Source organism: Tepidibacter aestuarii (assembly GCF_934924865.1).
Taxonomy (GTDB): domain Bacteria; phylum Bacillota; class Clostridia; order Peptostreptococcales; family Peptostreptococcaceae; genus Tepidibacter_A; species Tepidibacter_A aestuarii.
In genome coordinates, this window is record NZ_OW235315.1 from 1376870 (window position 1) to 1403622 (window position 26753).

The following is a 26753-nucleotide window of genomic DNA, read 5'->3' on the forward strand; positions in this document are numbered from 1 at the left end:
TTTAATTGATTAACACCCGACAAATAATTTGACAAAATTATTTGGGAGGTAAATCTATGGAATGTATTTTAGTATCCCTATTCATTTTATTTATACATATTTATTATTTAGATATTAATATTGATGTAAAAGTTAATATTTATAATCTACAAAATAATAAATACAGTAGGATAAAATGGATACTTCTAGCTTTATTTAAATCTATTATAAGAACTTTCTTAGATTGGTTTTATATAAAGCTTTAAAAGGCAATCTCTTTATAGGGATTGTCTTTTTTAATGTGCGCCCAGCATGGGTACAAACTAGTCGGTGAAAGTCCGATACGGGGGTTGATAGTGCCAACCGTTAGCTTAAGACAAGGGTGTCCATCGTGAGGTGGAATCTGAAGGAAGTCGGCGGCAAAACTCTGGTCTGAGGTACACGAACTACATTTGAGGCTTAACCTTGTGGATGAGATTGCATTACAAATCAAAGTCCAAAACTATCCGAAACAAGGAAAGTAAATGTAGCAGATATATGGAGGGAAAGTTTGTGCTCTTACCTGGGGAGGTCTTACAGGTACATTATCAAAAGATGAATTTCTAGATAATAACTCATGTAGTGATACATGACTGAACGGTAAGAAGTCAGCAGAGGTCATAATACCACACTATGTGCACGTAGTGCGGGAAGGACTGAACATTAGGGAGGTGAGTAAGTTTGATATACTCGGGAAACACGAATAAAAGACAGAAAATCTCAAAAGAGAGCAAGACTGTGGAAGTAGAGTTGGAAACTCAAGGTAAACAGAATGCGTCCAGTGGTTTAACGGCGTTATCAAATTCGAAAGCTAAATCTGAAATGGATACTGAAAATTTACTCGAAAGAATTGTAAGTAAAAGAAATTTATATGAAGCATATAAACGAGTAAAGAAAAATAAGGGGAGTCATGGTGTTGATGGAATGAGAGTGGATGAACTTCTCCCCTTTCTACAAGAAAATGTCTCTTCTTTGATTTCAAATCTGTTGAATGGAGAATATAAACCACAACCCGTTAGGCGAGTAGAAATACCAAAACCAAATGGTGGAGTAAGATTACTTGGAATACCAACAGTAGTAGATCGATTAATTCAACAAGCTATAGCACAAATATTAAATGAAGTATTTGATAAGGAATTTTCAGAAAATAGTTATGGATTTAGACCAAAAAGAAGTGCTCATATGGCACTTAAACAAGCTCAGATGTATATTAATGAAGGCAACAGATATGTCGTAGACATGGATTTAGAGAAGTTCTTTGACACTGTTAATCATGATATATTAATGTCACTTCTAGCACGAAAAGTAAAAGATAAGCGCGTATTAAAATTAATACGAAAGTATCTCAACTCAGGTATTATGTTAAATGGTGTGATTGTGAAATTAGAAGATGGAACACCCCAAGGTGGACCTCTTAGCCCATTATTAAGTAACATATTACTTGATGAACTTGATAAAGAACTAGAAAAAAGGGGACATAAATTTTGTCGCTATGCAGATGATGCAAATATTTACGTTAAAAGTAAAAGAAGTGGAATAAGAGTGCTAGAAAGCATTACAAAATTTCTAGAGAAAAAGTTAAGACTGAAGGTCAATGTTGAGAAAAGTGCAGTGTCGTCTCCTATGAAAAGAAAATTCTTAGGATATAGCTTTTACTACTGTAGAGGTAGTGCTAGGTTTAGGGTTCATAATAAAAGTTATGAACGTCTTAAAGAAAAGATTAGAAAGATTACAAATAGAAATGTGAGTATGAATTTTAATTTTAGACTTAAGAAACTAAAAGAAATTACAACCGGTTGGGTGAACTACTACAAATTAGCAGATATGGGGAATAAACTAGAAGAAATAGATAAGTGGATACGCAGACGCCTTAGAGCCTGTATATGGAAAACGTGGAAGAAAACCAAAACACGATTTAAAAACCTAAACAAACTAGGGATACCAAAACACAAAGCACTGGAATATGCGAATACACGAAAAGGACATTGGAGAATATCTGGAAGTCCAATATTAAATAAAACCATAACTAATCAAAGATTGATTAATCATGGTTTTAAGAGTTTATCTTCACAGTACAAGAAAATCAGATTGTCTTAATGAACCGCCAAGTACCGAACGGTATGCTTGGTGGTGTGAGAGGACGGTAAATAAAATAATTATTTACCTCCTACTCGATTCTCATAAAAGTATAAATAGATAATTGCCAATTATGCTATAGTTAAGATAATAACCTTAAAATATATGAGAATAATATATGAAAAAATCATCTATAGTGATAAAATTATACATATTATTTAATTATTGTATAATATGTATAAAATATGACTAAGAAGGAGTAAACACTATGGGACAATTTGATAAAAATAAAAAATTATCGTTTGTATTAAATGATATTAACAGTATTCATTATGTATTAGAGGAGTATCAGGAACTTTTGAAATCAGATCAAGTTGTTGAAGATGAGGTTTATCAGATAGAATTTGTTAAAAAAGTTGAAGATACTATTGAGCCATTACAAAAAACGGATGGTTGCTTTGAACAACTAGATAAGCTTAGTATTTGGGGTGAAAGCCATCTGAATTTTGATACAATGGACTTCAATGGGAATGCATCAGAAACGATTTTATTTTCTCATGCTTTAAAGTTTCCAGAACTTAAAGAGAATGTTATATCTACAGCCAAAGAAATTGTATCATATTCTAGACGTCACAATGATACTTGTAATATGTGGGTAGATGATCTGTGTGTGTTTGGTATTGAAGCATTATATTTACTGGCACTTAACATTCCTGAATATGCTTACTTAATCGGTGCTTATTTGATTCCATATTGGGATAGTGAGCATGCAGATTATGCAGTTATTTATACTTATGAAATTACAAGTCGATTTGGATTTGATGATAATATGTTAAAGATGTTTTGCTATTGTGACAATGTCGAAGCTAGAACAATTATGCTTGGTGGAGAATTTTATGGTGAACAAACAGAGCTAGACCTCGTTGAGTATTTTGAACAAAACCCTGATAGGTATGAGCGTTTTAAAGAAATTATGATCGATAGATTTAAAGAACAAGAATTTATACAGTATTCAGAGAGTGAATATACTTCGAAACCAATTCATTCTTTTTATGAATCTATAATGGCTTCATCTGATAGTATTGTTGAAGAATATGATGTGTGGGAAGATTCAAGTGATGCTCTAGAAGAAGTATTTATGAACAGTACTTTTAATAATGAGGCTACATTACTCCATCAAAAGATTGAAGAAATAATAGGGAAACCACTTACAGGCATATAAAATAAGAGATAGAAACGATAGACAGGAATTAGTACATAGAAGAATAAGTAATATAATAGAGTTTAGAATTTTTTTGAAGGAAAAGAAGTTTTAGTAAAACAAGTGAATTGATATTATTAATTGAAATCTGCCATGATTTATATGCTGATATGGCAGATTTTATTGTTGTAAAGAACTATAACAATCCAAATGATTTTTTTAATGTTAAATATAATAAAAATAGCTTTAGTTATAGGATACAGAAAAAATGCATCAGTAAAGACTACGGATTAGGCAATATTTATTAGTCAAAACTTACTGTTAAGGTTAAATTTAGAAGGGATGCATAGTATTTATGTAGAAATTTTATACTCTATGGCGAATAGAATGATTTAAATATAGGAGGAATATAGAATATGACAAATACTTGGATTTATTCAGCAGATCCAAATTATTATGATGCAATAAGGGCATTTAAGGAGTTAGGTCAAGTAGATTGGAGAATGAAGAGTAATGTTGATGTTAATGATAGCGTGTACATATATATTGGATATGGAATTCAAAGCATAGCAATCAAAACTAAAGTTGTAGAGATAAATCCTGAAGAATTTATAGATGATAGTGATTATGTAATCAATTCAGATAGAATGAATGTGGATAATAATGCAGATTATATAAGGTTGAAAATGATTGATTATTTTGATCAAGACAAAGAAAATTTAATGACTTATGAATTAATGAGAGAGAATGGCTTAAACGGATCTATTAGAGGTCCTATTAAATTAAATAATAATAAGCAGTTAAAAGAATATATTGAGCTTTCAGAAGAAAAAATGATTAAAAACAGAATTAAAAATTTAGAAGTGTCAGATATACTTGCAAACAATCAGATAATGCATCTATTTAAATGTAGCAACTCATCAGGAATGAGAAGAGCTCACAGAACTAATACACTATCTATAATTTCTGATCATACCAAATCTTTATATGATGATAGATGGATAGATGGGATATTTCATTATACAGGTATGGGACAGGTTGGCGACCAAAGTTTAGATTATGCTCAGAACAAAGTATTATATCAATCAAATGATACAGACATTAAAGTATATTTATTTGAAGTTTTTGAAGAAGGAAAATATATCTTTGAAGGTGAAGTTGAATTATGTGATAAACCATACCAAGAAGACCAACCGGATAAGAACAATGATATAAGAAAGGTTTGGGTATTCCCTTTAAAAAGATGTAATGAAAACCAAGACGTAGTAATCAAAGATAATTCATATAACAAAAATAAAGACAAGAAAGAAAAAAAAGCTAAAAAATTATCTAACAAAGAACTTTTAGAAAAAGCAAAGAGAGCTAGAAAAAGATCAGGAACCAGGAATGTAAATACGGTTGTATATGACAGAGATGAACATGTAGCAGAGTTAGCTAAAAGAAGAGCTAATGGGATTTGTCAGTTATGTGGCCAAAAGGCTCCTTTTAACAATAAGAAAGGTGAGCCTTATTTAGAAACTCATCATATAGAGTGGTTATCTAGAGGCGGAGAAGATTCTATAGATAATACAGTAGCTTTATGTCCTAACTGTCATAAAAGAATGCATATATTAGATTGCAAAGATGACATTGAAAAGTTGAAAAATCTATAATTAAGAGATATAAGGGAGTCTATAAAAACCTCCAAGGGTAGTAGTTGGAGGTTTTTTGTTATAATATTTAATCTTCAAATAAATCATTCATTAAATTTTCTATTTCTTTTCTTCTTTTCTCAGTTTCTTCAAAATCAACTCTAACTTTAGATTGTTTAGGAATTAGAATCTTAAGGATATTAACTATAGATCATCAAGCTCAACTACAGCATAATCTCCTTCAAATCTATCAATAGTAAGCAAGTTGATGAAAATGCACCAAATCAATAAAAATCTACCTCGCATACCATACCTACGTCAACACGCTAACATACAGGATTTGGCAAGTTAGATTTTCTTGTAAAATGGGGTAAGACACAAATATATATAAATAGACACAAAGAAAAAAGAAGCGATAGAGAAGTATAGAACACTATGAAGGATATCGTTATAGAAAGTAAAGTTGGAAATGTTGGAGCATCAGAAGGAGCTTTTTATATGTTCTTTAGCTTTTTATTTACAAATGGATTGGTAGTATATGCTATGATTTTATGGAGAATAATAAGTTATTATTCGTGTATTATAGTTGGAGGACTAGTTACACTTTTAGTTTATCTAAGAGATTTAACAAAAAAAGTAATTGAATAAGGCGATTGCTTTTTTTCAATTGCTGATATATTGACAGGAAATACTCTAGAATTAGGGTATTAAAAAATTATTTTAAAGTAACAATTGTTTTATGCGTAAATACAATCGGCAATAATATAAACACAGTTAAAAACTGGAGGTATATATGGAAATAATTAAAGGATGGCTTGAACATTATGGATATATTGTATTGCTATTTGCATTGATACTTGAGTTGATAGCTCTTCCAATACCAGGGGAAGTTCTTATGAGCTATTGTGGATTTTTAGTATTTCAAGGGAAGTTAGGATGGAGTCAAAGTATTATTGTAGCTAGTCTTGGGGCAATACTTGGGATTACTTTTTCATACTGGTTAGGATTTCGATTAGGAATACCATTTTTCAAAAAATATGGGCATTATATGCATATGGGGCCAGAAAAATTAGAAAAAACATCTAATTCTTTTACCAAATATGGGGTAAGAGTATTGGCTATAGCATATTTTATTCCAGGAGTAAGGCATATTACAGGATATTTTTCTGGAATTACGAAAATCCCATACCGCAAATTTACTTTTTATGCATATACAGGTGCTATTATTTGGACAAGTACTTTTATTTCTTTAGGAAAAGTTCTAGGAACTAAGTGGGAAGTATTTCATCATTCAATAAAAAAATATTTAATCATTGGATGTATAATTGTAACGTTTATTTTGATCTTAGTGCTTGCGTATAATACTTATAAAGTGCATATAGGTAACTTCATCTTAAATACACTAGAAAATATAACAGAACAGTTTAATTCTCTAGGAAAAGCAAAGATATTTATTGCTAGTATAGCTACTATTTTTCTTGGACTTTTTATTTTTATGATGGGACTGATTCAAGATTTATTGGCTAATGAATTTCAGCAATTTGATAAAGTTATAACTTTATTGATTCAGTTGATTTTTACTGATAAATTCATATATTTAATGAAAAGTTTTGGCTGGCTAGCATCTTATAAAGTATTACTCCCGGTAATACTATTAACATTTTTATGGATTATATGCAGAGGAAGGAATAAAGCGCTTGAAATAGCTTTTTATATGTTTGTAATTATAGGAGGAGAAATATTAGATGAAGGATTACGGAAGGTTTTTCATCGATTAGGACCTTCCTATGGTGAAAGTATATATACGTTCCCCAGTGAACAAGCTCTCGTGTCTTTAGTGATTTATGCATGTACAGTATTTGTATTCGTTAGGCATGCTAAAAGTAGATTTCTAAAAATGATCTTTTCACTGATAACAGTTATTTTACTGATAGCTATAGGATTAAATAGAATATATTTCCAATTGCAATATCCAAGTGATGTTGTTGCTGGATATGTTTTTGGAGGGGTATGGTTAAGTTTTAATATTTTTTTGTTAGAAATTTATCGATTACAAATATCAAAACCAAATAGCAAATTTTAATATAACTGTATTTATAGAGTTTTTGAGTTGAATATTAACTTATACTGAATAATATTTTCTTTGCGTATCAATAATAAAGCTATGAAAGAAGGTGTTAATTATGTAAAAATCATTAATAGAAGTTACTGCATTATGTTCTTATACTATAGCGGAATTAATAAATCTTAAAAATAATTTTGAATCAAAATATACTATAGGGTTTTTATGTTAAATATTAACTTATCTATTTTTAAAATCTCTATGAACAGTAATATAATTAATGAATAATTTAATCTTTATGGTAAAAAGCCTATAGATAAGGAGAATATTTATATGATTGAAATTATTAAGATGATAGATATATCGTTACTCAATTTTGTACATAATTATTTTCAAAATGATATATTTGATAAAATTATGCCTATTATAAGCTTTCTGGGAAATGGTGGAATTATATGGATTATAATATCATTGATATTGATAACTAATAAAAAGTATAGAAAAGTAGGAATGTTGTCTTTTTTTGCATTAATATTAAGTACTATTCTGGTAGAGGGAATATTAAAAAATTTAATGCAAAGACCAAGACCGTTTATAGAATTTACTAATATTAATTTATTAATAAAAAAACCTTTATCTTATTCTTTTCCTTCAGGGCATGCAACATCCTCGTTTGCTGCTGCAGGAGTTATAGGAAATATGATAAGAAAATATAAAGTCCTTACTATGATTTTAGCAGGACTTATTGCTTTTTCTAGAGTGTATTTATTTGTACATTATCCTGTAGATGTTATAGCAGGTATTATCTTAGGTCTAATATTATCGTATTTAATAACATATAAATTTATAAAAAAGTAAATTTGATAATAAAAAACTCCCAATTACTAGGCGATAGTTAGTAATTGGGAGTTAAATTTAAAATGAGTTTATATTGTATTTGAAATCGATAGCAATTATTTTTTTAAGTCTGATTCTAGCGTATCAACTTCATATAGTAGTTTTTGTGAAAATTCCTTTGTCATTTTGACATCTTGTTTTTGTGCCGATTCAGACATTTTTGTAATAGTATCAGAAAAGTTTTTAGCATAATCGGCATTAATATTTTCAACCTGAGCTTTTATTTTATTCCAAGTATCTATAGCTGGTTGGCTGTCTGCTTCAGCTTGATTCCAATCTCCATGTTCAGCAGTAAGCATAACTTGTATTCCGTAATAATCTAATTTTCCTACATCTGCTGGAACTTTTGGATTATATAAATCTATGAAATTGACAGTATCTAAAGTCACCTTGTTAGCTGCTAATGAAGCTTCATATTGTTTTTTAGCTTGAATTTGTTGTTTTAAATTATTTAAGTCAGTAGTAAAATTATTGATGTGGTCCTCAGAAAATTTTTCTTCTTTAGATATAGGTTCATAAGTAGACCATTCTTTTTCTAATGCTGATAATTTATCATTTACTTTTGCCCAATCTTGATTAGCTAAATCATTTATCATATCTTCAGCATTTGATTCCTAGAAAAATATCCAAACACAAATAATCATATCAGTAGCCACTCAAAGCTACTGTTTTTTCTTGTACAAATATATAAGAAGTATGAAAAAATGGTATGTTATGGTAATATATACGTGGAAACAAATGAAAGATATATATGAAAAAATATAAGGTACGGAATAGTATAATAATGCGAATTAACAAGCTACAAGGAGGTATCATAATGGAAATTTTCAATAAACTAAAATAGTCTATATGTAAGAGTAACTACTAACTCTCTCATGTAGATTATATAAAACAAATATTTATTAAAAAATTTTACAATGTTTGTTATTGGGAGGTTAAAAATGTCTTATTTTAAGTATGAAAATATTAATATATATTATAGAGTATCTGCTGAAGGGAGACCTTTAGTTATTATACATGGAGATACAGCTTCCTCAAAAATGTTTATACCAGAATTAAAATTCTATTCTAAAAACTTTAAAGTGATTTTAGTAGATTTAGTAGGTCAAGGAAAATCTCAAAGAGTAGATAAATTACCATTAAATTATTGGGATTTTAATGCTAATATGATTATTGAACTATGTAAGCATATTGGTATTAATGATGTTAACCTGTTAGGGACAAGCGGTGGGGCTATTGTAGCTTTAAATGCTGTATTGAAACAACCTAATTTATTTAACAGAATAATTGTAGATAGTTTTATAGGAGAAAATTTATCTTTTGAGTTTGCAAAAAAAATTGTAGATGATAGAAAAATAGCAAAAAACAAGTTAGGTTCTAAATTGTTTTGGTTTATAATGCATGGCTTTGATTGGAAAAATGTTATTGACAAAAATACAAGCTTAATTATTGATTTTTCAAGAAATATAGGTAATTTTTTTTATTATGAACTTAGTAACATAGAAAATAATGTTTTAATTACAGGAAGCTCCAAAGATGATTTAATACCTAATGTCCAAAGTACATTAAAAGCTATTAATTTAAAAATGAAAAATTCTAAATTGGTTATTTTTGAGAATGGAAATCATCCTGCTATGTTTAGTAACAAAGAAGAGTTTAGAAATTTAGTTTTGGAATTTTTGTCCTAAATCATAATAAAATACCGTATTATTCAGAATTGAATTTTACGGTATTTTTATAATTGGATATTCTTAAAATGCATACTAACTTATAATAATTAAATTAAATGCTACATTAGACATAAAATTAATATCATAAAAAATAAAGTATAATAAGCAATATGCTTTATTAATTCTTAAATATATATTCATTAGATATATATTGTATATAATTATAAATTACAATTAGTATTGAGTATTAAATAGTTTACATTTTAGATTTAAAGGTGGTGATTGTTTTGAATGAAGAAGATTCTAGAAAAAGTATTAGTTCTACTAAAGTTGATGAGGGGTTTGAATTATTTTACTGTAACTTAAGCTATAGAAGAAAATTTATTAGAACATTATGGTGTTCGCCTGTTTTATTGTTACTTGTACCTATATGCTCAAACAAAGTAATGGTATTCTGTTGTATTCTTTTTGCTATTCAAGCAATATATAACTATAAAAAGTGGAAATTTGAAGAAAAATGATAAAATTTAATGTTAAGTATTAAAATATGCTTTTGACATATAGGTAAAATATAATACTAATCATAGGAAAACTATATAAACACAAATAGCCAAAACAGTAGCCAACCAAATCTACTGTTTTTTCTTGCACAACACAAATAGAAAGTAAATATAAAAGCATACGATATTATGGTAAAATGTATGTGGTAATTAATGGAAAAGATATAATAACGTACATTATGCGAAGTAGAAAGACTCCTAGTCAGGAGTCTTTTTTGAATAAATATCTAAATTTATGTTTAGGGCATAGTTTCTATCTAAATTATAAGGTTATGTAAAATTTAACCAGATACTTTGCGCCTGGTGACATGTTTGCTGGCTCTACCTCTAATACCTTTTATTGTAGTATTGTAAATACTAATAACCTGTGTTTTTATGGTAATGGATGGAAAAGAAATACATGAAGTGATTGATAGCATAGATTTAAGTGGCTATATGAAATAAATAATATAAAGATTACAACTAATTTACAACTATATGAAAGTTTTATAATATTTATAGTTTATTATTATATTAAATTAATAAATAAATTATCAAAAAAACAGGAGGTTGATTCAAATGAAAATAAAAAGTAAAATAGCAGGTTTTCTAATAATGGGAATTTTAGCAGGAGGGACAGTAGGCATTAATGCATCGGCTAAGGATTTTAATAATTTGTCAGATTCTGGAATGAAAAAGCAAGAAGCAATTTATTTACAAAGTCTAGAAAAAGTTAAAAGTGACATATCAAAAGAAGAAGCTTTAGACATTGTTGCTAATTCATATGATAAATATTTTGGGATTAAGGTAGATATTAAAAACTTTAATGATATTGAATTCTTAAAAACTAATAGCTTTTGGACTTCAGTATACCTAGATAATGCTAATAATAAGGTTTATTTTGTAACTTTAGAGAAAGATGGAAAAGTTAAAGAGATAGGATATGAAGGAGATAATAAATCGTTGGGAGAAATTGAACAAGCTATAGAAAAAGCAAATTCAAATAAAGAAGAAGCTATTAAAATAGGAAAAGCTTTTATACTTGAAAAAGGATTTGTAAAAAATGCTGAAGATATAAGCTTTTTAAGAGTAGGAAATAATGCAGAATATGATTTTGCATATGGAAAAGATGAAAAAACAGGAGATGATAAAGTAGTATACATGACAATAGATGCTAGTAATAAAAAAGTAACTTCTATAAATTTTGATTTTGAAAAATCTAAATAAAATAGTTACATACTAAATTATATAACCCATTAGCACAAAAAAATCTGTTGTTTATCTTGGAGTTTTTTGTGCTTTTAATTTTATTTATGCATAAAATATATAAATTTTGTTTATATAAAACCAAAATGTTATAAAACACATGTTTGAAAACAAGAAAAACAACTCTAAATAAACACTTTTCATAAAAAACCTCCCAATTCTATATAGGTGGACAACGAAATATATGTAAAAACCGGCCACATAGATTGAATTTTTCATTTCAATACAAATACTTATTCTTTATTTCAGCAGTAATCCATGTAGTAATTGGAAAGATTACATAAAAGGGAAAATGATAATAGGGCTATGTATGTATACTAAATTCATAATAATACATTACGCTTTTATATTGATTATAGGATAAATTAAGTACAAGTAAAGAAGCAGGTGTTATAATAAAACGATAATCTATAAATCCGAATAATTTTGTAATTCCTTTACACATGCTCAGTAAGAATATACATATCTTAATAAAACCACCTAAAATAAATGTAATGGTTATAATGATTTCTATTCTTTGTAGGACAAAACCAATGTTTATTCTTGATATAGTAGTATAAGTAGGGTAATAAGAACTTACTACAGTATGGATTCCTAACACTAAAAGATTTGTGATAGAAAGTAGCGCTAAATATGTTCCTCCTGTCAATAAACCTGTAGTATAAACTTTATAAGGAGATCCGTTTGTCTCAAAGTTTGAAAAAATCATTGTAAATACGACTAATTGAACAAGCGGAAATGTAAAAACAGTAAAAGTACCTTCTAAAACTGGTTGGATACCATCACTTAATACAGGACGGAAATTATTTATGTCCATATTAGGAATTAATAGTATTATGATAATGACTAAAGTTATAATCGGTATATTAAGAAAAAATCCACTAAATCTGCCTAAGACCTCAATGCCTTCTTTTATTCCCCAAATACATAAAATAGCTAAAACTATCTCTGGAATAATTTGAGGCATTTCGGGAAAGCTGATTATTTTAATGAATTGACCATAGGTAACTAATATATCGCTAGCTAAAAAGAAAGCGAACCAAGTATATAATATAATGATTATTTTGCCGATGAATTTTCCAAAGCAAATTTCAACAATATCAAATAAATCTTTATCAGGAAAAATATGATGCAGTCTTGCAAATATAAGTGTCATAGGAAATACAAGTAATATGCCTAGAATAAAGGCTAACCATATATCTTGTTTAGCCTCTATTCCTTGTGCATATATGGAAGATCCGCCTACTAGAAACAAAAATAAGATTGCAATACCTTGCTTATCTGAAATAACTTCTTTATTCATTACTTACTCCTTCAAGTTTATTTATTATAAATTTTATATTAAATAGCATATTTTATATTATTCCTCAATTACCCAAATTTATTAAAAAGCCTTGTTGAGTACTAATACAATGAATAGAATACAACGTAAATATGTAAAAACAAAAACAATTAAATTTGAAATAAATTTCAAAATCAGATAGCTGTTAATCTAAATATTAATATATATTGTACTTATATATTGTCTAAAAATAAAATTTCGTTCGTAGAAAGTCCATTAATTAATACTTAAATACCGTTTTAGGAACTAATTAGAGACTTTTTTATTATTCTATTGTAAAATTGTAGTTAATTTATATTAAATTTATTACCTTATTAAAAACACTAATTACAGTCAAACTAAATAAACACAAACTACAAAAACAGTAGCCAACCAAAGGTACTGTTTTTTATTACAGAAATATACAATAAATATGAAGGCGTGATAAATTATGGTAAAATAGACCTGGGAATAAATAAAGAATATGATGTTTAAAACGTTAGGTTGATTATACTATATGTACATAGTATATCTATAATGGAAAGTTGAGATATTGAGCAAATTTATTAAAATTTAGGATATGATACGGTGGACCGTATCATAAGTAACGGCGGTTTTTGATATTAAAATTTCTTTTAATTTATTTGCTATGATATACTTAGAAAATATTGGAAATAAATTTAAAATATGTTTTACATAAATAACTATTTAAAAATGTGAAGTAAACTTAAAATGGAGGATTATAAATGGGTAAAAATGATTTGTTAGAACAAGTTAGTAAAATAGAGGAAATTGAACTTAAACTAACCGTATTCAATGCAAAGAGAGCACTTTCAAAAATTGATAAAAAATTGGAGACAAAGACAATAGGAAATTGTAGCTTACTTTTTGACATCAATAGCCCTGATTCTATTTATTATAATAGAGTTAAAGGATTTGGAATGAAGGACTTAGATAAATTAGAAAACATATTGGGTATTTATAGTGAACAAGGCATAATTCCAAGTTTTGATATGACACCGAATAATATAAATGAAGCAGTTTCATTAGCATTATTGAAACATGGCTTTACAAATTCTGAGCAATTAGTATTTATGCAATTAACTCCTGAGGCATATACAGATATTAATAAAGGTATAAAAATAGTTAAAGTAACTGAAAAAAATGCGGAAGAATTTGTGAACATAATAATTTCATCTGAAGGTGGAATGGATATTTCTAGTAAGGTAATAGGTATTAAAAAACAATATTTTTATCAGAACAATTTTTATAATTACATTTCTTATATTGGGAATGAAGTTGCTGGAGTAGGCTCGCTTTTTATTAGTGACAATGAAGGATACATTGCTAATGATTTTACTTTTAAAGGATTTAGAGGAAAGGGAGGTCAAACAGCGTTATTGAAATATAGGATAAATAAGGCGAAAGAATTAGGACTAGAAAAATTATATACAGATGTTGAATTTGGATCTATTAGTCATAATAATATGGAAAAGTTAGGATTTAAAACTGTGTTTATTAATTCATTTTATACAAAGTTAAATAATCTTTAGAAGATAAAAATCATGTAGAAAATTATATGGGGTATTCATGAAGTTAAGTAAAATGTGAGTAAAATGGGTATTATGTATTAATTCCTATGTCGGTATTTTTAAGATATTGTAATTAATTTGTATGTTTTGTTGCATAAAAAGTAATGATTACATCTTATTAATGTAGATTACTTATGTATATCTTCAAAAGGATATAATAAAGAAATTTTCATCTTTCAATTTTTCATGTCCTCTTAAAAAATAAATCATAGCCAAACTATACAAATAAAACCAACAAAACAGTAGCCAATCAAAGCTACTGTTTTTTCTTGCACAAATAAACAATAAGTATAAAATTATGTTATATTATGTAAAATACAGCTAGAAATAAATGAAAGTTATATGAAAAAATATAAGGTACGCAATCGTAGAGCATTATGAACCACTTATTTAGGGAGGAAATATGAGCACTAGAACTTATGAATCAAAAGATTGCCAAGAAATAATTAAATTATTTTATGAAACAGTTCATTCAATAAACTCTAAAGACTATACAGAAAAACAACTAAATGTATGGGCTTCTAAAGATATAGATTTAGATTTATGGGATAAGTCGTTTTTGAAGAATTATACAATTGTTGGATTTGGGATTTAAGCCTTAGTGGGTACTTGATAGACTTTTTGTTCATAAAAACTACCAAAAACAAGGTATTGCGAAAGAAATTGTTGAAGAATTAGAGAAGTATGCTAAAAATATTGGACTAACTACCATTAAAACAGAAGCATCAATAACAGCAAAACCATTCTTTGAAAAACAAGGGTATCGTGTTATAAAAGCACAACAGATTGAAAGAAAAGGTTAATTCCTGACTAATTATAAAATGGAAAAATATATTTAAAATTAATCTAATTAGAAAGACAGGTTAATGTACAATCTTCTTAAAATACATACTACCTTATAATAATTAAATTACATATTACATTAGATATAAAATAAATACCATAAAAAAATAAAGTACGGTAAGTAATATACTTTATTAATTCTTAAATACATATTCATTAGGTATATATATTATTGTATATCATTATAAATTACAATTATTATTGAGTATTAAGTAGTTTGCATTTTAGATTTAAAGGTGGTGATTGTTTTAAATGAAGGAGGTTCTAGAAAAGATAATATTTCTACTAAAGTAGATGCGGGGTTTGAATTATGTTATTGGAATTTAAGCTATAGAAGAAAGTTTATTAGAACATTATGGTGTTTGCCTTTTTTATTTTTGCTTGTACCTATATGCCCAAACACAGTAATAGCATTTTGTTGCATTCTTTTTATTATTCAAGCAATATATAACTATAAAAAGTGGAAATCTGAAGAAAAATAATAAAATTTATTGCGTATTAAATAAATTGCATCGAGTGCTACACGATGCATGGGTGTGGTGAATATAAAAAAAGACCTAAAAGGTCTAAATTTATGTAGTCATGTATATGTATTTGTTTATTAAAATATCTAAATCTTGACTCAATTTTATTAAATCTTGATTTTGATATAATAGTACATTATTTAAAGTCATAGCATCTAATTTTTTTCTCATTTTTTCAATTTCATTTTTAAATTTTACTATTTCCATATAAACACTCCTTTTAAACTTTACGACTTTAAAGATAGGTAAACGTTTTAGTACTTATATACACACAAATTAAATTATACCATAAGTTACAAATTTGTCCATATGATTTTTGTTTATTACTTAACTTAATATTTTCAATCATTATGTGAAATTATATAAATACCTAAAATCAGTTTTAGTAATTAATTAGGGGGTTTGTTATTATTTTATTGTAAAATTGAAGTCAATTTTTAAATTTATCATCAAATCAAAAATATTAATTAATATAACTAGGAGTTCACCAAAACAGTAGTCAATCAAAGCTACTGCTTTTTCTTACACAAATATCCAATAAGTATGAAATTGTGGTATATTATAGTAAAATATATATGGGAATAAATAGGGAATATATAATAACTTAAATTACAGGGGGGTATAAATGTTTAATATTGTTTTTTTTATATTTTTTGTAATTATTATTTTTAATATTGATGCAATTAAAAGTGATTTAAAAGATATACAAAAAGAAAATAAAATATTAATTAAAGAAAATCAGGAATTACGAAAAGAAATTAAAAATTTTATAGAAAAATAAAATTTTAAAATTGAAAGTTGATTTAATTAATAATTTTTCAGTTTGCTGTTTTGAGTGCAACTTACTATATCTAAAATAGAATAGAATTCATAAAAGTACACCCATAACTACATGAAATTCAAGTTAGGAAATGGAGAAGAAAAAGAATTTAAAGTTTTACCTCATCAATATACAGTTATATTAGACGGTAATGTTGGAGAGCTAACATTTAAAGGATATAAATATCTTAATTTTTATATTACAAAGATTAATGAAAATCAGTAAAACAAAACTCGTGCAGAAGAGAAGCTAAATGCTTCTTTTTTTATTGCTACTATTTCTTTGAAGTAGCAATCAATAAGTCTGTGTTTTTATAGTAATTTATTTCTAATGTTTAAACAAATAACTCATTTATAATGAATGATTTTAATTTATATTGTTCATAAAGGTTAATCGTAAATTACTATGGCAAAATATGTCGTTTTTGGAAGTATACTATATTATGTGGTATACTGATGCTAGAAATTGACTTAATTTGTTTTATGTATGTAATTTAGCTTTATAAATATTAAATAAGTTTAAAAAATAATTTTAAAAATTAATTAAAACAATTAATTAAAGGAGAATTTTATTATGATATTTGAAATACCATGGTATGTTATATTATTTCAAACTTTACCAGAAACATTTATTTTAATTAAGCTGGGATTAAAAATATTTAATATTGATACAAAAACAAAAGATATTTTAGTAATTTCATCTGTAATTTCTGTATTAGCATATTTTATTAGAAAAATACTATATATTGTTGGAGCTAATTTATTGTTTGGTATTCATACACTTTTGATTACATTAACAACAGTTATTTTAGTACATAAAAAAACAAAAACGACACTATCTCATTCATTTATTAGCATTTTTACGAGTACTTTACTTGATGGTGTACTTCAAAGTGTTACAGCTCCTATTATTTTTACCATTATGAAAAAAAATATAGAGGATTTACATTTATACCCTTGGTTAAACATACTATTCTTTTTGCCCTGTGGGATAATTATGTTAATAATTTATTTAGTAATTAAAAAGAAAAAAATTTATCTTTTAGACTTAAAATTAGATAGTAAAGACTGTGATAACATTGTTTAAAGATAAGAATATTTTAATAATAGTTACTATTCTTCTTCAATCCTTATTTATTGTAATTACCAATCAGATAATTTTTATTTCTCAAGAACTTAAATACATAAAAAAAATGTTACCGTTTACAAATATGATTGTTCTTATATTAACCATATTAGTGCTACTTTCAATAAAAGGGGTTGGAGAAAACATTAAAAAGAAAGTAGAAGTAAATGTTTTAAAAGAATATCTTGAACAAATGAAAGATTTAATTAATACGATACAATCACACAAACATGAACATACAAGACACATTCAAACAATACAAGCTATGCTTTACTTAGAAGAAATATCTAGTGCTAAAGAATATATAGATAATATATCTCAAAATTACAACCCTCTAACAGATATTGTATATGTAGGTAATCCTGCTCTAACAGTTCTTTTAAACTCTAAGAGAAAGGTAGCAGAGCTTAAAAATATAGAATTCGATTTTGCTATAAAATGTGATTTAAATAATATAATAACTAATTCATCTGATTTATGTAGCATAATAGGTAATATTATTGATAATGCTTTTGAGGCTGTTATTTTCAATAATTACAATAAAACAGTAGGATTAGAAATAAAATTTGAAAATAATGGGTATCTAATATATGTATATAATAATGGTCCTCAAATTAATAAAAAAAATATGAAAAATATTTTTAGTCCTGGATATACAACAAAGAACTTTGAATCTAGAGGGTATGGGTTGTTTTTAGTTAAAAAAATAGTAGATTACTATCATGGAAGAATAGAAGTAAGATCTAAAGAAAAAACTGTATTTATAGTACATATTCCTGTAAAGGATGGGATGATAAATGATTAAAAAAATTTCACAATATATAGCTGCTTTAATAGGGAAAGAATTACAAAATGATAAAAGTAAAATAGATATTTATTCTTATGCATTAGAAATTATTATAGGAACAATATTAAAGTTAACTCTAATTATATTAATATCATTTATATTAGGATTGTTACCAACAACATTAGCATGTCTTATAAGTTTTATTATATTTAGACACTTTGGCGGCGGTGTTCATTTATCTACATATAATAGATGCTTAACTGCAGGGGTCATTACCTTTTTGATTATGGGTAAATTAGCATATATCAATATTCAAATAAATGTCTTAATAACAATTGTAATAGGGACTTTTTTATTTGGTATATACAGTATTATGAAGTATATTCCTGCAGGAACTAAAAAGAAAAGAATTATTGATAAAAACCAAAGATTAAAACGAAAACAGGAAACCTTTTTTATGTTATTTATATGGTTAATAGTTATAGTTATATTAATCAATTATAAATTGACAGCATATGCTTTTAGCTGTGTTTTAGGAGCATTAAATAGTTTCTTTTTTATAACTCCAACGGGTTATTGGGTATTTGATACCATTGATAACATAATAGATAAAAATAAAAGGAGATGGATGAAAAATGTTTAAAATTTCTAAAAGAAAAATGATATCAACTTTAGCATCAATACTAACTTTAGTAGTATCTACGGGTGTAAGTACTAGAAGTGTTTGGATTTATTATGAACCAGATATGCCTGAAAGCTTAGATAAATAAGGTTTAAGAAAAGTGACGAATATTTTAATTTTAGAAGATGAGGATTATACAAGAAAATTCATAAAAAAATTAGTTTTAGAAGAACCATTAGTGACTAAAGTTTATGATACATCAAATAGTGATGAAGCAATCAGTTTAGCTACTGAATATAAGCCAGATATTGTTTTAATGGATATAGAACTTGATGCTACTGACAATTCAAATGGATTAAAAACTGCAAAAATAATTAATGCTATTAATCCTGAATCTAAATTTATTTTTATTACAGGGTACTCAAAATACGCTATAGATGCATTCAGCGTACATCCCTATGACTATATTCTTAAACCAATAAATATTGTAAAGTTAAAATCAACTATTCATGATTTAGCTTCTATAATAAAAAAGGAGAAAAATAATATTATATCTAAGCTAACTATAAAGAATAATAATGAAATATCTTTTATACTATTTGAAAACATATTATTTTTAGAAAAACAAGATAAAAATGTATTAATTCATACAAAAAAAGATGTTTATTACTTTCAACAAACTCTTACTGAATTAGAATCTAAATTAAGTGATAACTTCGTACGAACTCATAAGTCCTTTATAACTAATATGGATAAAGCAATAAAAATTATAGATATAGGAAACAGATCTTATGAAATTGAGTTTGCAGATACTGATAAGGTATCGTTTATGAGTAGATATAAGTTTGAGCAAATAAAAGAAAAGATTATTCATTCTATATAGAATGAATGATCTTTTCTTTTGTTTGGTTATACCCTAAGCATAAACGAAAAATAGAACGGGTAATTAGATTTATGTTTTATAATTTTGTGTTGGTTAGTACTAAAAAAAAGGCTAATCGCGCTATATAAATGGCTATATACACAAATTTGACAAAATTATTAATATTTCATGTTAACATTAATACAAATAATAACATTAATGTTAAAAATATAATGTAATTAAAAGTAAATAATAACTCAAGATTATTTATTTTTAATATAAACAAAAATTATAAATTAAGGAGGTACTTATGAAAAAATTATCAAGCCTTTTCATGTTAAGTTTAGTTTTATTAGTTTTAATTACGCCTAACAAATCATATGCAGCAGATTCTTGGAGATCAAATGATTCAGAATACCAGTTTGTAACTTGGTATTATAATGACCTAACTAATATACCTATTGGAGTTGGGTTAAGTTATAGCTACCATGTATTAGCTACTACAGGATATCAAAGTCTTACAACAAATGAGCAGGTATATTATACTATTATTGATGACCCTAATGCTGCTATTTCACAAACTTTTGATCTTAAAACAACTGTTGCAATACTAGATGGTAGCACGATAAAAACATTTTATGATATTGACTTTAATGATGGACCATCATTAGAATATATATTTGATGGAAATGATGATGTTAATTTTGTGGCTTGTAAAGACAGAAGTACTTTCGAATATCCAGATTCAATGAAAGCGACATATTATTGGGATACTCCAGATGAATGTATTCCATCTTTTAAATCAAGAACATTAAGTATAAGTTTTTAATGATGTAAAAATATGTATATAATTAGTGAGGAGGGATCATATGTGCAAGAATAAAAAAATTATTATGATAATTGTAGCTTTATGCGTATTAGTTATTTCTATAGGAGTAAATGCGGATGATTTTAATAATTCAACTGTAAACATACAAGATACAAAAGTTATTAAAAAAATGGGAAAGGATATTAAAGCCGAAAAAAACAATAATACATCTAATGAAATAGTATTAGAAATAGATGATAGAAAAATTTCAAAGAGAGACTTAAATATAGCGAAAATATCTCTTAATACAGATGATAATAAGAAGGTTGAGAAAGTAATTACTAAACGTATGGCTACGCAGAAAATAGCTAAAGATTTAGGAATAACTGCTACTGATGATGAAGTTAAAGAATTCATTGATAAAAACAAAGAAGCTGTAAATAATAATGAAGAAGCTAAGGCTCAATTTGAAAGTTATATTGAAGGCTTAGGAATGACAGAAAGTGAATTTTGGAATGACAAGGATATTATTAGATCTTATAAAGAAACTTTAATAACAGGAAAACTTAAGGGACAAATAAGAAAAGAATTAAAAGAGCAAAACCCTTCTAAATCACATAATGAGATAGAAAAACTTATGATAGATAAACTTGATAATATGATAAAGAAAGAAAAATCAAATATGAAAATAAAAAGAAATTACTAGTAATAGTATAAAATTTACTCAAAATAAATTGACATAGGTAATATACTAGAATGTGTATTATTTATAAAAAGACTTCTAGATTAAGAGTCTTTTTAGGTTGTAGCAGAGGAATAGATATAGCAGATTTCCTTTTGTAGAGTCATTACATAGTAGCTGTAATAATAAGTAAAAAAGTATTTTTATACTTTAAATAGAGCATAAGAGAATTATTGAATAAAGTAAATGAAAAATAAGTTTATCATAAACACAAACCAGCAAAACAGTAATTACTTTAACTTAATAGAGCATTTAGAGGAAATTGGAGAAGAACTTAATATAGATATTTATCATATGGATGATTATAACAAGGGAGGAAATAAACGTGATAAAAATGAGAGCAATCTATATTGGAGATGTAATGTTTAATGAGTGTAATGTGTTTGAGCTAAATGAAGAAACGAATTATTTTGAAATGTTAAATGATAAGAAATTTGAATATAAAAAAGAAATTGTTGAGGAAGATGATAATTGGCTAATTTTTGAAGTCATTATAGGAAAAGATAAATTAGATAGTACAGCCAAATTGATTAATAGATAGACGTTAACCAAAACAGTAGCCAACCAAAGCTACTGTTTTTTGCTGTACAAATATACAATAAGTATGATTGAATGTTATATTATGGTAATATGTACATGAGAATTGAAGTATGAAAATAAGAGACTAAAGAAACAATCAGAGCTTCTTAAAGGTAAGTTATATGAAAAATGTAAAGTATACAATTGTAAAATAGTATGAATTAGATTGGAGAAATATAATTATGGAAGAATTTAATTTACAAAATGATTATAAGATTAAATCTCTTACTGTAGAAAATATTAAACTTGTTGAATCGTTGTGCAAAAAATGTTCAGATTATTACATATTACATGATGGAATATTACCATCCACAGAAGAAGCAAAAGAAATATTTACGGCTATACCACCTAATAAAAGTTATGACGATAAGTTTGTTTTAGGGATATTTAATTACAGCAATGAACTAATTGGAATTATTGATATAGTAAAAGATTTCCCTGTTATTGGACAATGGATGCTTGGATTAATGCTTATTAATCCTGAAGAAAGAGGTAAGGGATTAGGTAGAATGGTACATAAAGCACTAGTACAATGGACAATTAATTTAGGATTAAAATCTCTAAGAATAGGTGTAATTGAAGATAACCATAAGGGAATTAAATTTTGGTTCGATTTAGGTTATACAAAAATAAAAGAAGTCACTATGGGTTTTTCAAATAAAACACATATAGTAAATGTTATGACTTTGCAAGTTAACAATTAGTACTAAAGGGTATAAATAATTACACAACATTCATTCAGAATATAAAAAGTACTAATTACAGTCAAACTACATAAACACAAATAACCAAAACAGTAGACGACTAAAGCTACTGTTTTTTATTGCACAAATAAACAAAATATATGTAAATAGTAATAAAAAGAGTATGAAGGATAGTAAGTTATAGTGTGTTTAATTTTGTAGTTTTATGACTGATTTTTTTACTTTATACAAGAATATATGTTCTGTATAATTTTAGTAGTAATTATTATTTAATGAGGTGTTTTTATATGATCAAAGAGAAAATAATATTTCATCTGGACGTGAATTCTGCTTATTTATCGTTTGAGGCTGCTCATCGTTTGCAAAGGGGTGATAACTTAGACCTTAGAGAGGTATCTTCTGTGATAGGTGGGGACCCTAAAACCCGTCATGGAATAATACTTGCGAAGTCTATTCCAGCAAAAAAACATGGAATAAAAACAGGAGAAAGTATCTATTTAGCATGTAAGAAGTGTCCTGAATTGATTATAGTTCCACCAAATTATAGTTTATATATGAAATGTTCAAATGCTTTTGTAAACATATTAAAAGAATATAGCCCTTTAGTTGAGCGGTTTTCAATTGACGAATGTTGGTTAGATTATACTGGCATGGATATCCACTTTGGAGATCCAATTAAAGCAGCATATGAAATTAAGGAGAGAATAAAAACAGAACTTGGATTTACAATAAATATTGGTATTGGTAATTCAAAGTTACTAAGCAAGCAAGCTTCAGAATTTGAGAAGCCTGATAAAGTACATACATTATTTAAATATGAAATAAGAGAAAAAATGTGGTCCTTACCCATAGAGGAGCTCTTTGGAGTAGGAAGAGCTACAGCTCCTAAATTTAGAAAAATGGGAATTAATACAATTGGGGATTTAGCTAATTATAATTTTGAATATATTAAATATAAGTTTAAAAGCCATGGGGAATTAATTTGGAGATATGCTAATAGGATTGACGACTCTCCTGTTAGAACAGACAATCATAGTAATATGAAAGGATTATCTAACTCAACTACAAGATCATTTGATGTAACAAATAAGCAAGATGCTTTTATGGTCTTATTGTCTCTTGTAGAAACTGTAGCAATGCGTCTTAGGGATGCAGGCTCTTTGTGTGGAGTAATATCAGTTAGCTTAAAAAATAGCGATTTTATAAGATATTCTCACCAGAAGAAGTTATTAAGCTCAACAGACAGTACTACTGAAATATATAATGTTGTAAAACAAATTTTTAATGAAATGTGGAAAAGAGAAACTATAAGGCAATTAGGTGTTAGAGTTACGGATATAAGTCAAAACATATATTATCAAAAGACCTTTTTTGATGAAGAAAATAAAGAAAAGAATAAGCAAATTGATAAAGCAATGGATGGTATACGACAAAAATTTGGTTCTAAATCTGTTGTTAGAGCTAGCTTTTTACATTCAGGTATAAAACCATTAACAGGTGAAGTAATAAGTGATGAAGAGTATCCTATTATGTCTAGTATATTGTAGAGAGTGATATTGTTGAAAATCATTAGAAAACCCGCAGAAATGATTTGTTATTTTACTAAAGAAGGAATTCCTAACCCTATAAAATTTAGCATTATAGGTGAAGATGATAGTTGGGTAAATATAAAAGTAGATAGAGTTATTACAAGGGATATAGACAAAAGAGCAGGTAACAGAATATATATTTTTCAGTGTCAAAGTAATATTAATGGAATTGAGAAAATATATGAATTAAGATACGTGTTAGAAAATTGTAAATGGGAGCTTTTCAAGATATAAGTGTAAAAGTGCTTTTCACCAAAACAGTAGCCAATCAAAGCTACTGTTTTTTACTGTATAAATATAAAGTAAGTATGAAGTTATGCTATATTGTGGTAAAATATGTGTGGAAATGGATGGAAAATATATGATGACGTACATTATGTGAAGTAAGGAGGAAAATTAAAGTGAAAAAAAACATAAGGTATATATTTTACATTTTATTTGGACTACTCTTATTTTTTATAAACAATATAACTTTAAACTAAATGTAGGTTCGTGTATATCTTTAATCACATGTGCATTTGCATCATATATAATTGTGAACTACTTACCTCGTTTATAATGCATCTAGAAATACTAAGAGGTAAGCTGTATTAAAAAGTGTGAAGTATGTAATCGTATAAAATTAGGAAAGAGTATGAATGTCATTAAAAGGGGTGAAACAAATGGCTATACCTAATAAAAATTCAAGAAAGATAGTTGTAGGAAATGAAACTTATAGGTGGACAATTTCACCTAATAATGATTATATAGTTTTTATCGCTGAACAAGAGGAATCTAAAGGAAGAAGATTAGAAGTTTACATATACTCTGATATTAATAAATTCTGGGTAAGCTTCCCAGATATTAAAGATTTAAATCTGAAGATTATTAAACCTAAAAACGCAGAATTAATAATTTCTCAAGCCATTAATAAAGGATGGAATCCTAAAGAAAAAGGATCACCTATAACTTTTGATTTAACAGAGGATTTTTTATTGATAAGCCGTAAGTAGCAATATTCTTAAAATACTTATTAATTTATAATAATTAAATTACATACTGAATTAGATATAAAACAGGCATAATAAAAAAATAAAGTAGAATAAGTAATGTACTTAATTAATTTTTCAATACATATTCAAGATATAGTTGGGGTTTATATGATAACGTACATTATGCGAAGTTTAATGAATATATCAAAAGTAAAGGGCGTGGTGAAAAACTAAATAAAAAAAGGTAGTACATTACAAAATTCATGTAATAAACTACCTTTTTTAAAGAGATTTATTTTTTCTTTAATTGCAACCTTTATCAATAACTATAGCAGTAATAGTTTTATTAGTTATTCTTACCTTAGGAAGTTTAGGTTTGGCTGGAGTTATTGATATTCCAAGGGGCCCATTTCCAACAGTTATAGTATCAACCACTGGATTTCAACAATATTTTCCCATCAGAGCTCTTTTGAAAAACGGGGTTAAAATAACATTATAGATATGGCTACGCTATAGAAAAACACAATGGGTATAGACAGTAGGGCTAAATATGCTTTCGCTCTTGCTGATTGTACTGGATGAAACTTCACCAAAATCCATACTGTAGCTGCACTTGCTAAAAATGCTGCTACAAGTAAGAATTTTACCAAGGAGAATAGCGAAACAGCAATCGAAGTCGAAGTAGGAATAAAAATTATAACCATAGTTAAAAATGTTCTCACAGCAAGCAAGAACAGACCAATAGACCCCAATCGTTTGAAGTATCCCTTTTCCCAATTATCACAGGAGACTTCTTTGCTTTTTTTATGCTTAAAAAAGATTGTCGCAGTTGAAATCGAAAATTCTATTAGTATCCATACAGGGAAAACATACCATGCTCCTGTCCATAAAGCAATATCCCACGATTCAGCGAGCAAGTACAAAAAATGTTCAGATATTGCCAAAATAATTCACCTCCTTTGAGACTGTTATTAAAAAACTCCTTAGATATTATTCTCAAAAGACATCTTATATTTATACTATACACCACTACTAAATTTTAACATTATTTTATGGGATTAAAAATGGTTATAATTATGTATTTTCAATTATTATAGCAATACTCTTTATTCCATCAGCGTTTATACACTATAATGATTCAGCATTAATCTATGTTTTTATTTACGGCATCTCATCTTTTATAGGAAATTTAGTTGGTACTTTTATTCAAAGACGAAGAAAATGAGCATTTTCTGTAGATAATATGTGTCGCAACTTTCTTATATGTTGAATTAAATAAATCAAAACGAGTTCTACAAAATCAATATTGTTGCGCTCATTAAAACAACTACATACGTTGATATAGATTAAGTAAAAGGTGATTATTTGGATCATCTTTTTTGTTTTTAAGTGCAACTTATTATATAAAAAAATAACATTATGTAAATAAAATTACGTTCCTAAAAGTCCGTTAATTAATCCTTAAATACTGTTTTAAGGATTAATTGAGGTTCTCTTTGATAGC

General features: G+C 26.8%; 33 protein-coding genes and 1 pseudogene. 29 read left to right on the forward strand and 5 right to left on the reverse strand.

The window, feature by feature from the left end:
* Positions 1-56: 56 nt before the first annotated feature.
* The 7 genes from M2214_RS06650 (at position 57) to M2214_RS06685 (ending at position 7846) form a co-directional block, all read left to right on the forward strand.
* On the forward strand, positions 57-245 hold the full coding sequence (locus M2214_RS06650) for a hypothetical protein (protein ID WP_248484020.1): 189 nt from the start codon (positions 57-59) through the stop codon (positions 243-245).
* A 454-nt stretch (positions 246-699) separates the two neighbouring features.
* Positions 700-2115, forward strand: a complete 1416-nt coding sequence (ltrA, locus tag M2214_RS06655; protein WP_248484022.1) for a group II intron reverse transcriptase/maturase — start codon at positions 700-702, stop codon at positions 2113-2115.
* A gap of 247 nt (positions 2116-2362) precedes the next feature.
* Positions 2363-3316, forward strand: coding sequence for a hypothetical protein (locus M2214_RS06660; RefSeq protein ID WP_248484023.1), 954 nt, complete (start codon positions 2363-2365; stop codon positions 3314-3316).
* A 395-nt stretch (positions 3317-3711) separates the two neighbouring features.
* Positions 3712-4947 (forward strand): HNH endonuclease, encoded by a 1236-nt coding sequence (locus M2214_RS06665; protein WP_248484025.1) that lies wholly within the window; start codon positions 3712-3714, stop codon positions 4945-4947.
* 414 nt (positions 4948-5361) lie between these two features.
* On the forward strand, positions 5362-5574 hold the full coding sequence (locus M2214_RS06675; RefSeq protein WP_248484027.1) for a hypothetical protein: 213 nt from the start codon (positions 5362-5364) through the stop codon (positions 5572-5574).
* A gap of 145 nt (positions 5575-5719) precedes the next feature.
* Positions 5720-7009 carry a VTT domain-containing protein gene (locus tag M2214_RS06680; RefSeq protein ID WP_248484029.1) on the forward strand — a complete coding sequence of 430 codons (1290 nt, stop codon included), beginning with the start codon at positions 5720-5722 and terminating at the stop codon, positions 7007-7009.
* A 312-nt stretch (positions 7010-7321) separates the two neighbouring features.
* Positions 7322-7846, forward strand: a complete 525-nt coding sequence (locus M2214_RS06685; protein ID WP_330651565.1) for a phosphatase PAP2 family protein — start codon at positions 7322-7324, stop codon at positions 7844-7846.
* A gap of 95 nt (positions 7847-7941) precedes the next feature.
* Here M2214_RS06685 and M2214_RS06690 read toward each other — a convergent pair whose 3' ends face one another.
* Positions 7942-8481 carry a hypothetical protein gene (locus M2214_RS06690; protein ID WP_248484031.1) on the reverse strand — a complete coding sequence of 180 codons (540 nt, stop codon included), beginning with the start codon at positions 8479-8481 and terminating at the stop codon, positions 7942-7944.
* Between the two features lie 345 nt (positions 8482-8826).
* Here M2214_RS06690 and M2214_RS06695 point away from each other — a divergent pair, with 345 nt between their 5' ends.
* The 3 genes from M2214_RS06695 (at position 8827) to M2214_RS06705 (ending at position 11321) form a co-directional block, all read left to right on the forward strand.
* Positions 8827-9573, forward strand: a complete 747-nt coding sequence (locus M2214_RS06695; protein WP_248484033.1) for an alpha/beta fold hydrolase — start codon at positions 8827-8829, stop codon at positions 9571-9573.
* Positions 9574-9842: 269 nt separating this feature from the next.
* Positions 9843-10076 (forward strand): hypothetical protein, encoded by a 234-nt coding sequence (locus tag M2214_RS06700; protein WP_248484034.1) that lies wholly within the window; start codon positions 9843-9845, stop codon positions 10074-10076.
* Between the two features lie 597 nt (positions 10077-10673).
* Entirely contained in the window at positions 10674-11321 is a 648-nt protein-coding gene (locus tag M2214_RS06705; RefSeq protein ID WP_248484036.1) for a hypothetical protein, read from the forward strand.
* A gap of 343 nt (positions 11322-11664) precedes the next feature.
* Here M2214_RS06705 and M2214_RS06710 read toward each other — a convergent pair whose 3' ends face one another.
* Positions 11665-12663: a GerAB/ArcD/ProY family transporter gene (locus M2214_RS06710; RefSeq protein ID WP_248484038.1), complete on the reverse strand. Its 999-nt coding sequence runs from the start codon at positions 12661-12663 to the stop codon at positions 11665-11667.
* A gap of 764 nt (positions 12664-13427) precedes the next feature.
* Here M2214_RS06710 and M2214_RS06715 point away from each other — a divergent pair.
* From M2214_RS06715 to M2214_RS06725, 4 genes and pseudogenes are all read left to right on the forward strand, one after another.
* Positions 13428-14234, forward strand: coding sequence for a GNAT family N-acetyltransferase (locus M2214_RS06715; RefSeq protein ID WP_248484040.1), 807 nt, complete (start codon positions 13428-13430; stop codon positions 14232-14234).
* Positions 14235-14676: 442 nt separating this feature from the next.
* Positions 14677-14868, forward strand: coding sequence for a GNAT family protein (locus M2214_RS18295; RefSeq protein ID WP_330651566.1), 192 nt, complete (start codon positions 14677-14679; stop codon positions 14866-14868).
* A gap of 22 nt (positions 14869-14890) precedes the next feature.
* Positions 14891-15076: pseudogene (locus M2214_RS18300) on the forward strand (GNAT family N-acetyltransferase); the annotation flags it as partial.
* A gap of 276 nt (positions 15077-15352) precedes the next feature.
* The gene (locus M2214_RS06725; RefSeq protein ID WP_248484042.1) at positions 15353-15598 is read left to right on the forward strand and encodes a hypothetical protein; all 246 of its coding nucleotides are present in this window, start codon (positions 15353-15355) and stop codon (positions 15596-15598) included.
* Positions 15599-15688: 90 nt separating this feature from the next.
* On the opposite strand, the gene M2214_RS06730 is transcribed toward M2214_RS06725, so the two are convergent.
* Positions 15689-15847 carry an aspartyl-phosphate phosphatase Spo0E family protein gene (locus M2214_RS06730; RefSeq protein WP_248484044.1) on the reverse strand — a complete coding sequence of 53 codons (159 nt, stop codon included), beginning with the start codon at positions 15845-15847 and terminating at the stop codon, positions 15689-15691.
* 418 nt (positions 15848-16265) lie between these two features.
* Here M2214_RS06730 and M2214_RS06735 point away from each other — a divergent pair, with 418 nt between their 5' ends.
* The 15 genes from M2214_RS06735 to M2214_RS06805 all read left to right on the forward strand — a co-directional run bounded on the left by M2214_RS06735 (position 16266) and on the right by M2214_RS06805 (position 25270).
* Positions 16266-16421, forward strand: coding sequence for a hypothetical protein (locus M2214_RS06735; protein ID WP_248484046.1), 156 nt, complete (start codon positions 16266-16268; stop codon positions 16419-16421).
* A 111-nt stretch (positions 16422-16532) separates the two neighbouring features.
* On the forward strand, positions 16533-16685 hold the full coding sequence (locus tag M2214_RS06740) for a DUF2500 domain-containing protein (RefSeq protein ID WP_248484048.1): 153 nt from the start codon (positions 16533-16535) through the stop codon (positions 16683-16685).
* Positions 16686-17033: 348 nt separating this feature from the next.
* A complete protein-coding gene (locus M2214_RS06745; RefSeq protein ID WP_248484049.1) occupies positions 17034-17546 on the forward strand; it encodes a hypothetical protein in 513 nt (170 codons plus the stop codon).
* Positions 17530-18390: a sensor histidine kinase gene (locus M2214_RS06750; protein ID WP_248484051.1), complete on the forward strand. Its 861-nt coding sequence runs from the start codon at positions 17530-17532 to the stop codon at positions 18388-18390. The genes M2214_RS06745 and M2214_RS06750 overlap by 17 nt, the downstream gene beginning before the upstream one ends.
* Positions 18383-19015 (forward strand): accessory gene regulator ArgB-like protein, encoded by a 633-nt coding sequence (locus M2214_RS06755; protein ID WP_248484053.1) that lies wholly within the window; start codon positions 18383-18385, stop codon positions 19013-19015. The genes M2214_RS06750 and M2214_RS06755 overlap by 8 nt, the downstream gene beginning before the upstream one ends.
* Positions 19008-19142 carry a cyclic lactone autoinducer peptide gene (locus tag M2214_RS06760; protein ID WP_248484055.1) on the forward strand — a complete coding sequence of 45 codons (135 nt, stop codon included), beginning with the start codon at positions 19008-19010 and terminating at the stop codon, positions 19140-19142. The genes M2214_RS06755 and M2214_RS06760 overlap by 8 nt, the downstream gene beginning before the upstream one ends.
* Before the next feature lie 12 nt (positions 19143-19154).
* Entirely contained in the window at positions 19155-19877 is a 723-nt protein-coding gene (locus M2214_RS06765; protein ID WP_248484057.1) for a LytR/AlgR family response regulator transcription factor, read from the forward strand.
* 289 nt (positions 19878-20166) lie between these two features.
* On the forward strand, positions 20167-20685 hold the full coding sequence (locus M2214_RS06770; RefSeq protein ID WP_248484059.1) for a hypothetical protein: 519 nt from the start codon (positions 20167-20169) through the stop codon (positions 20683-20685).
* Positions 20686-20725: 40 nt separating this feature from the next.
* On the forward strand, positions 20726-21370 hold the full coding sequence (locus M2214_RS06775) for a SurA N-terminal domain-containing protein (RefSeq protein ID WP_248484061.1): 645 nt from the start codon (positions 20726-20728) through the stop codon (positions 21368-21370).
* 222 nt (positions 21371-21592) lie between these two features.
* Positions 21593-21775: a hypothetical protein gene (locus tag M2214_RS06780; protein ID WP_248484063.1), complete on the forward strand. Its 183-nt coding sequence runs from the start codon at positions 21593-21595 to the stop codon at positions 21773-21775.
* Positions 21732-21947 (forward strand): hypothetical protein, encoded by a 216-nt coding sequence (locus tag M2214_RS06785; protein WP_248484065.1) that lies wholly within the window; start codon positions 21732-21734, stop codon positions 21945-21947. The genes M2214_RS06780 and M2214_RS06785 overlap by 44 nt, the downstream gene beginning before the upstream one ends.
* A gap of 220 nt (positions 21948-22167) precedes the next feature.
* Complete coding sequence (locus tag M2214_RS06790; protein WP_248484067.1) at positions 22168-22689, forward strand: GNAT family N-acetyltransferase; 522 nt, start codon at positions 22168-22170, stop codon at positions 22687-22689.
* Positions 22690-22976: 287 nt separating this feature from the next.
* On the forward strand, positions 22977-24236 hold the full coding sequence (locus M2214_RS06795; RefSeq protein WP_330651567.1) for a Y-family DNA polymerase: 1260 nt from the start codon (positions 22977-22979) through the stop codon (positions 24234-24236).
* A 39-nt stretch (positions 24237-24275) separates the two neighbouring features.
* Positions 24276-24512 (forward strand): hypothetical protein, encoded by a 237-nt coding sequence (locus M2214_RS06800; RefSeq protein ID WP_248484069.1) that lies wholly within the window; start codon positions 24276-24278, stop codon positions 24510-24512.
* A 428-nt stretch (positions 24513-24940) separates the two neighbouring features.
* A complete protein-coding gene (locus tag M2214_RS06805) occupies positions 24941-25270 on the forward strand; it encodes a hypothetical protein (protein ID WP_248484070.1) in 330 nt (109 codons plus the stop codon).
* A 282-nt stretch (positions 25271-25552) separates the two neighbouring features.
* Here M2214_RS06805 and M2214_RS18135 read toward each other — a convergent pair whose 3' ends face one another.
* Together M2214_RS18135 and M2214_RS06810 are read right to left on the reverse strand one after the other, a co-directional pair.
* On the reverse strand, positions 25553-25684 hold the full coding sequence (locus M2214_RS18135) for a hypothetical protein (protein WP_256466709.1): 132 nt from the start codon (positions 25682-25684) through the stop codon (positions 25553-25555).
* Positions 25685-25731: 47 nt separating this feature from the next.
* Entirely contained in the window at positions 25732-26193 is a 462-nt protein-coding gene (locus tag M2214_RS06810; protein ID WP_248484072.1) for a hypothetical protein, read from the reverse strand.
* Between the last annotated feature and the right edge of the window lie 560 nt (positions 26194-26753).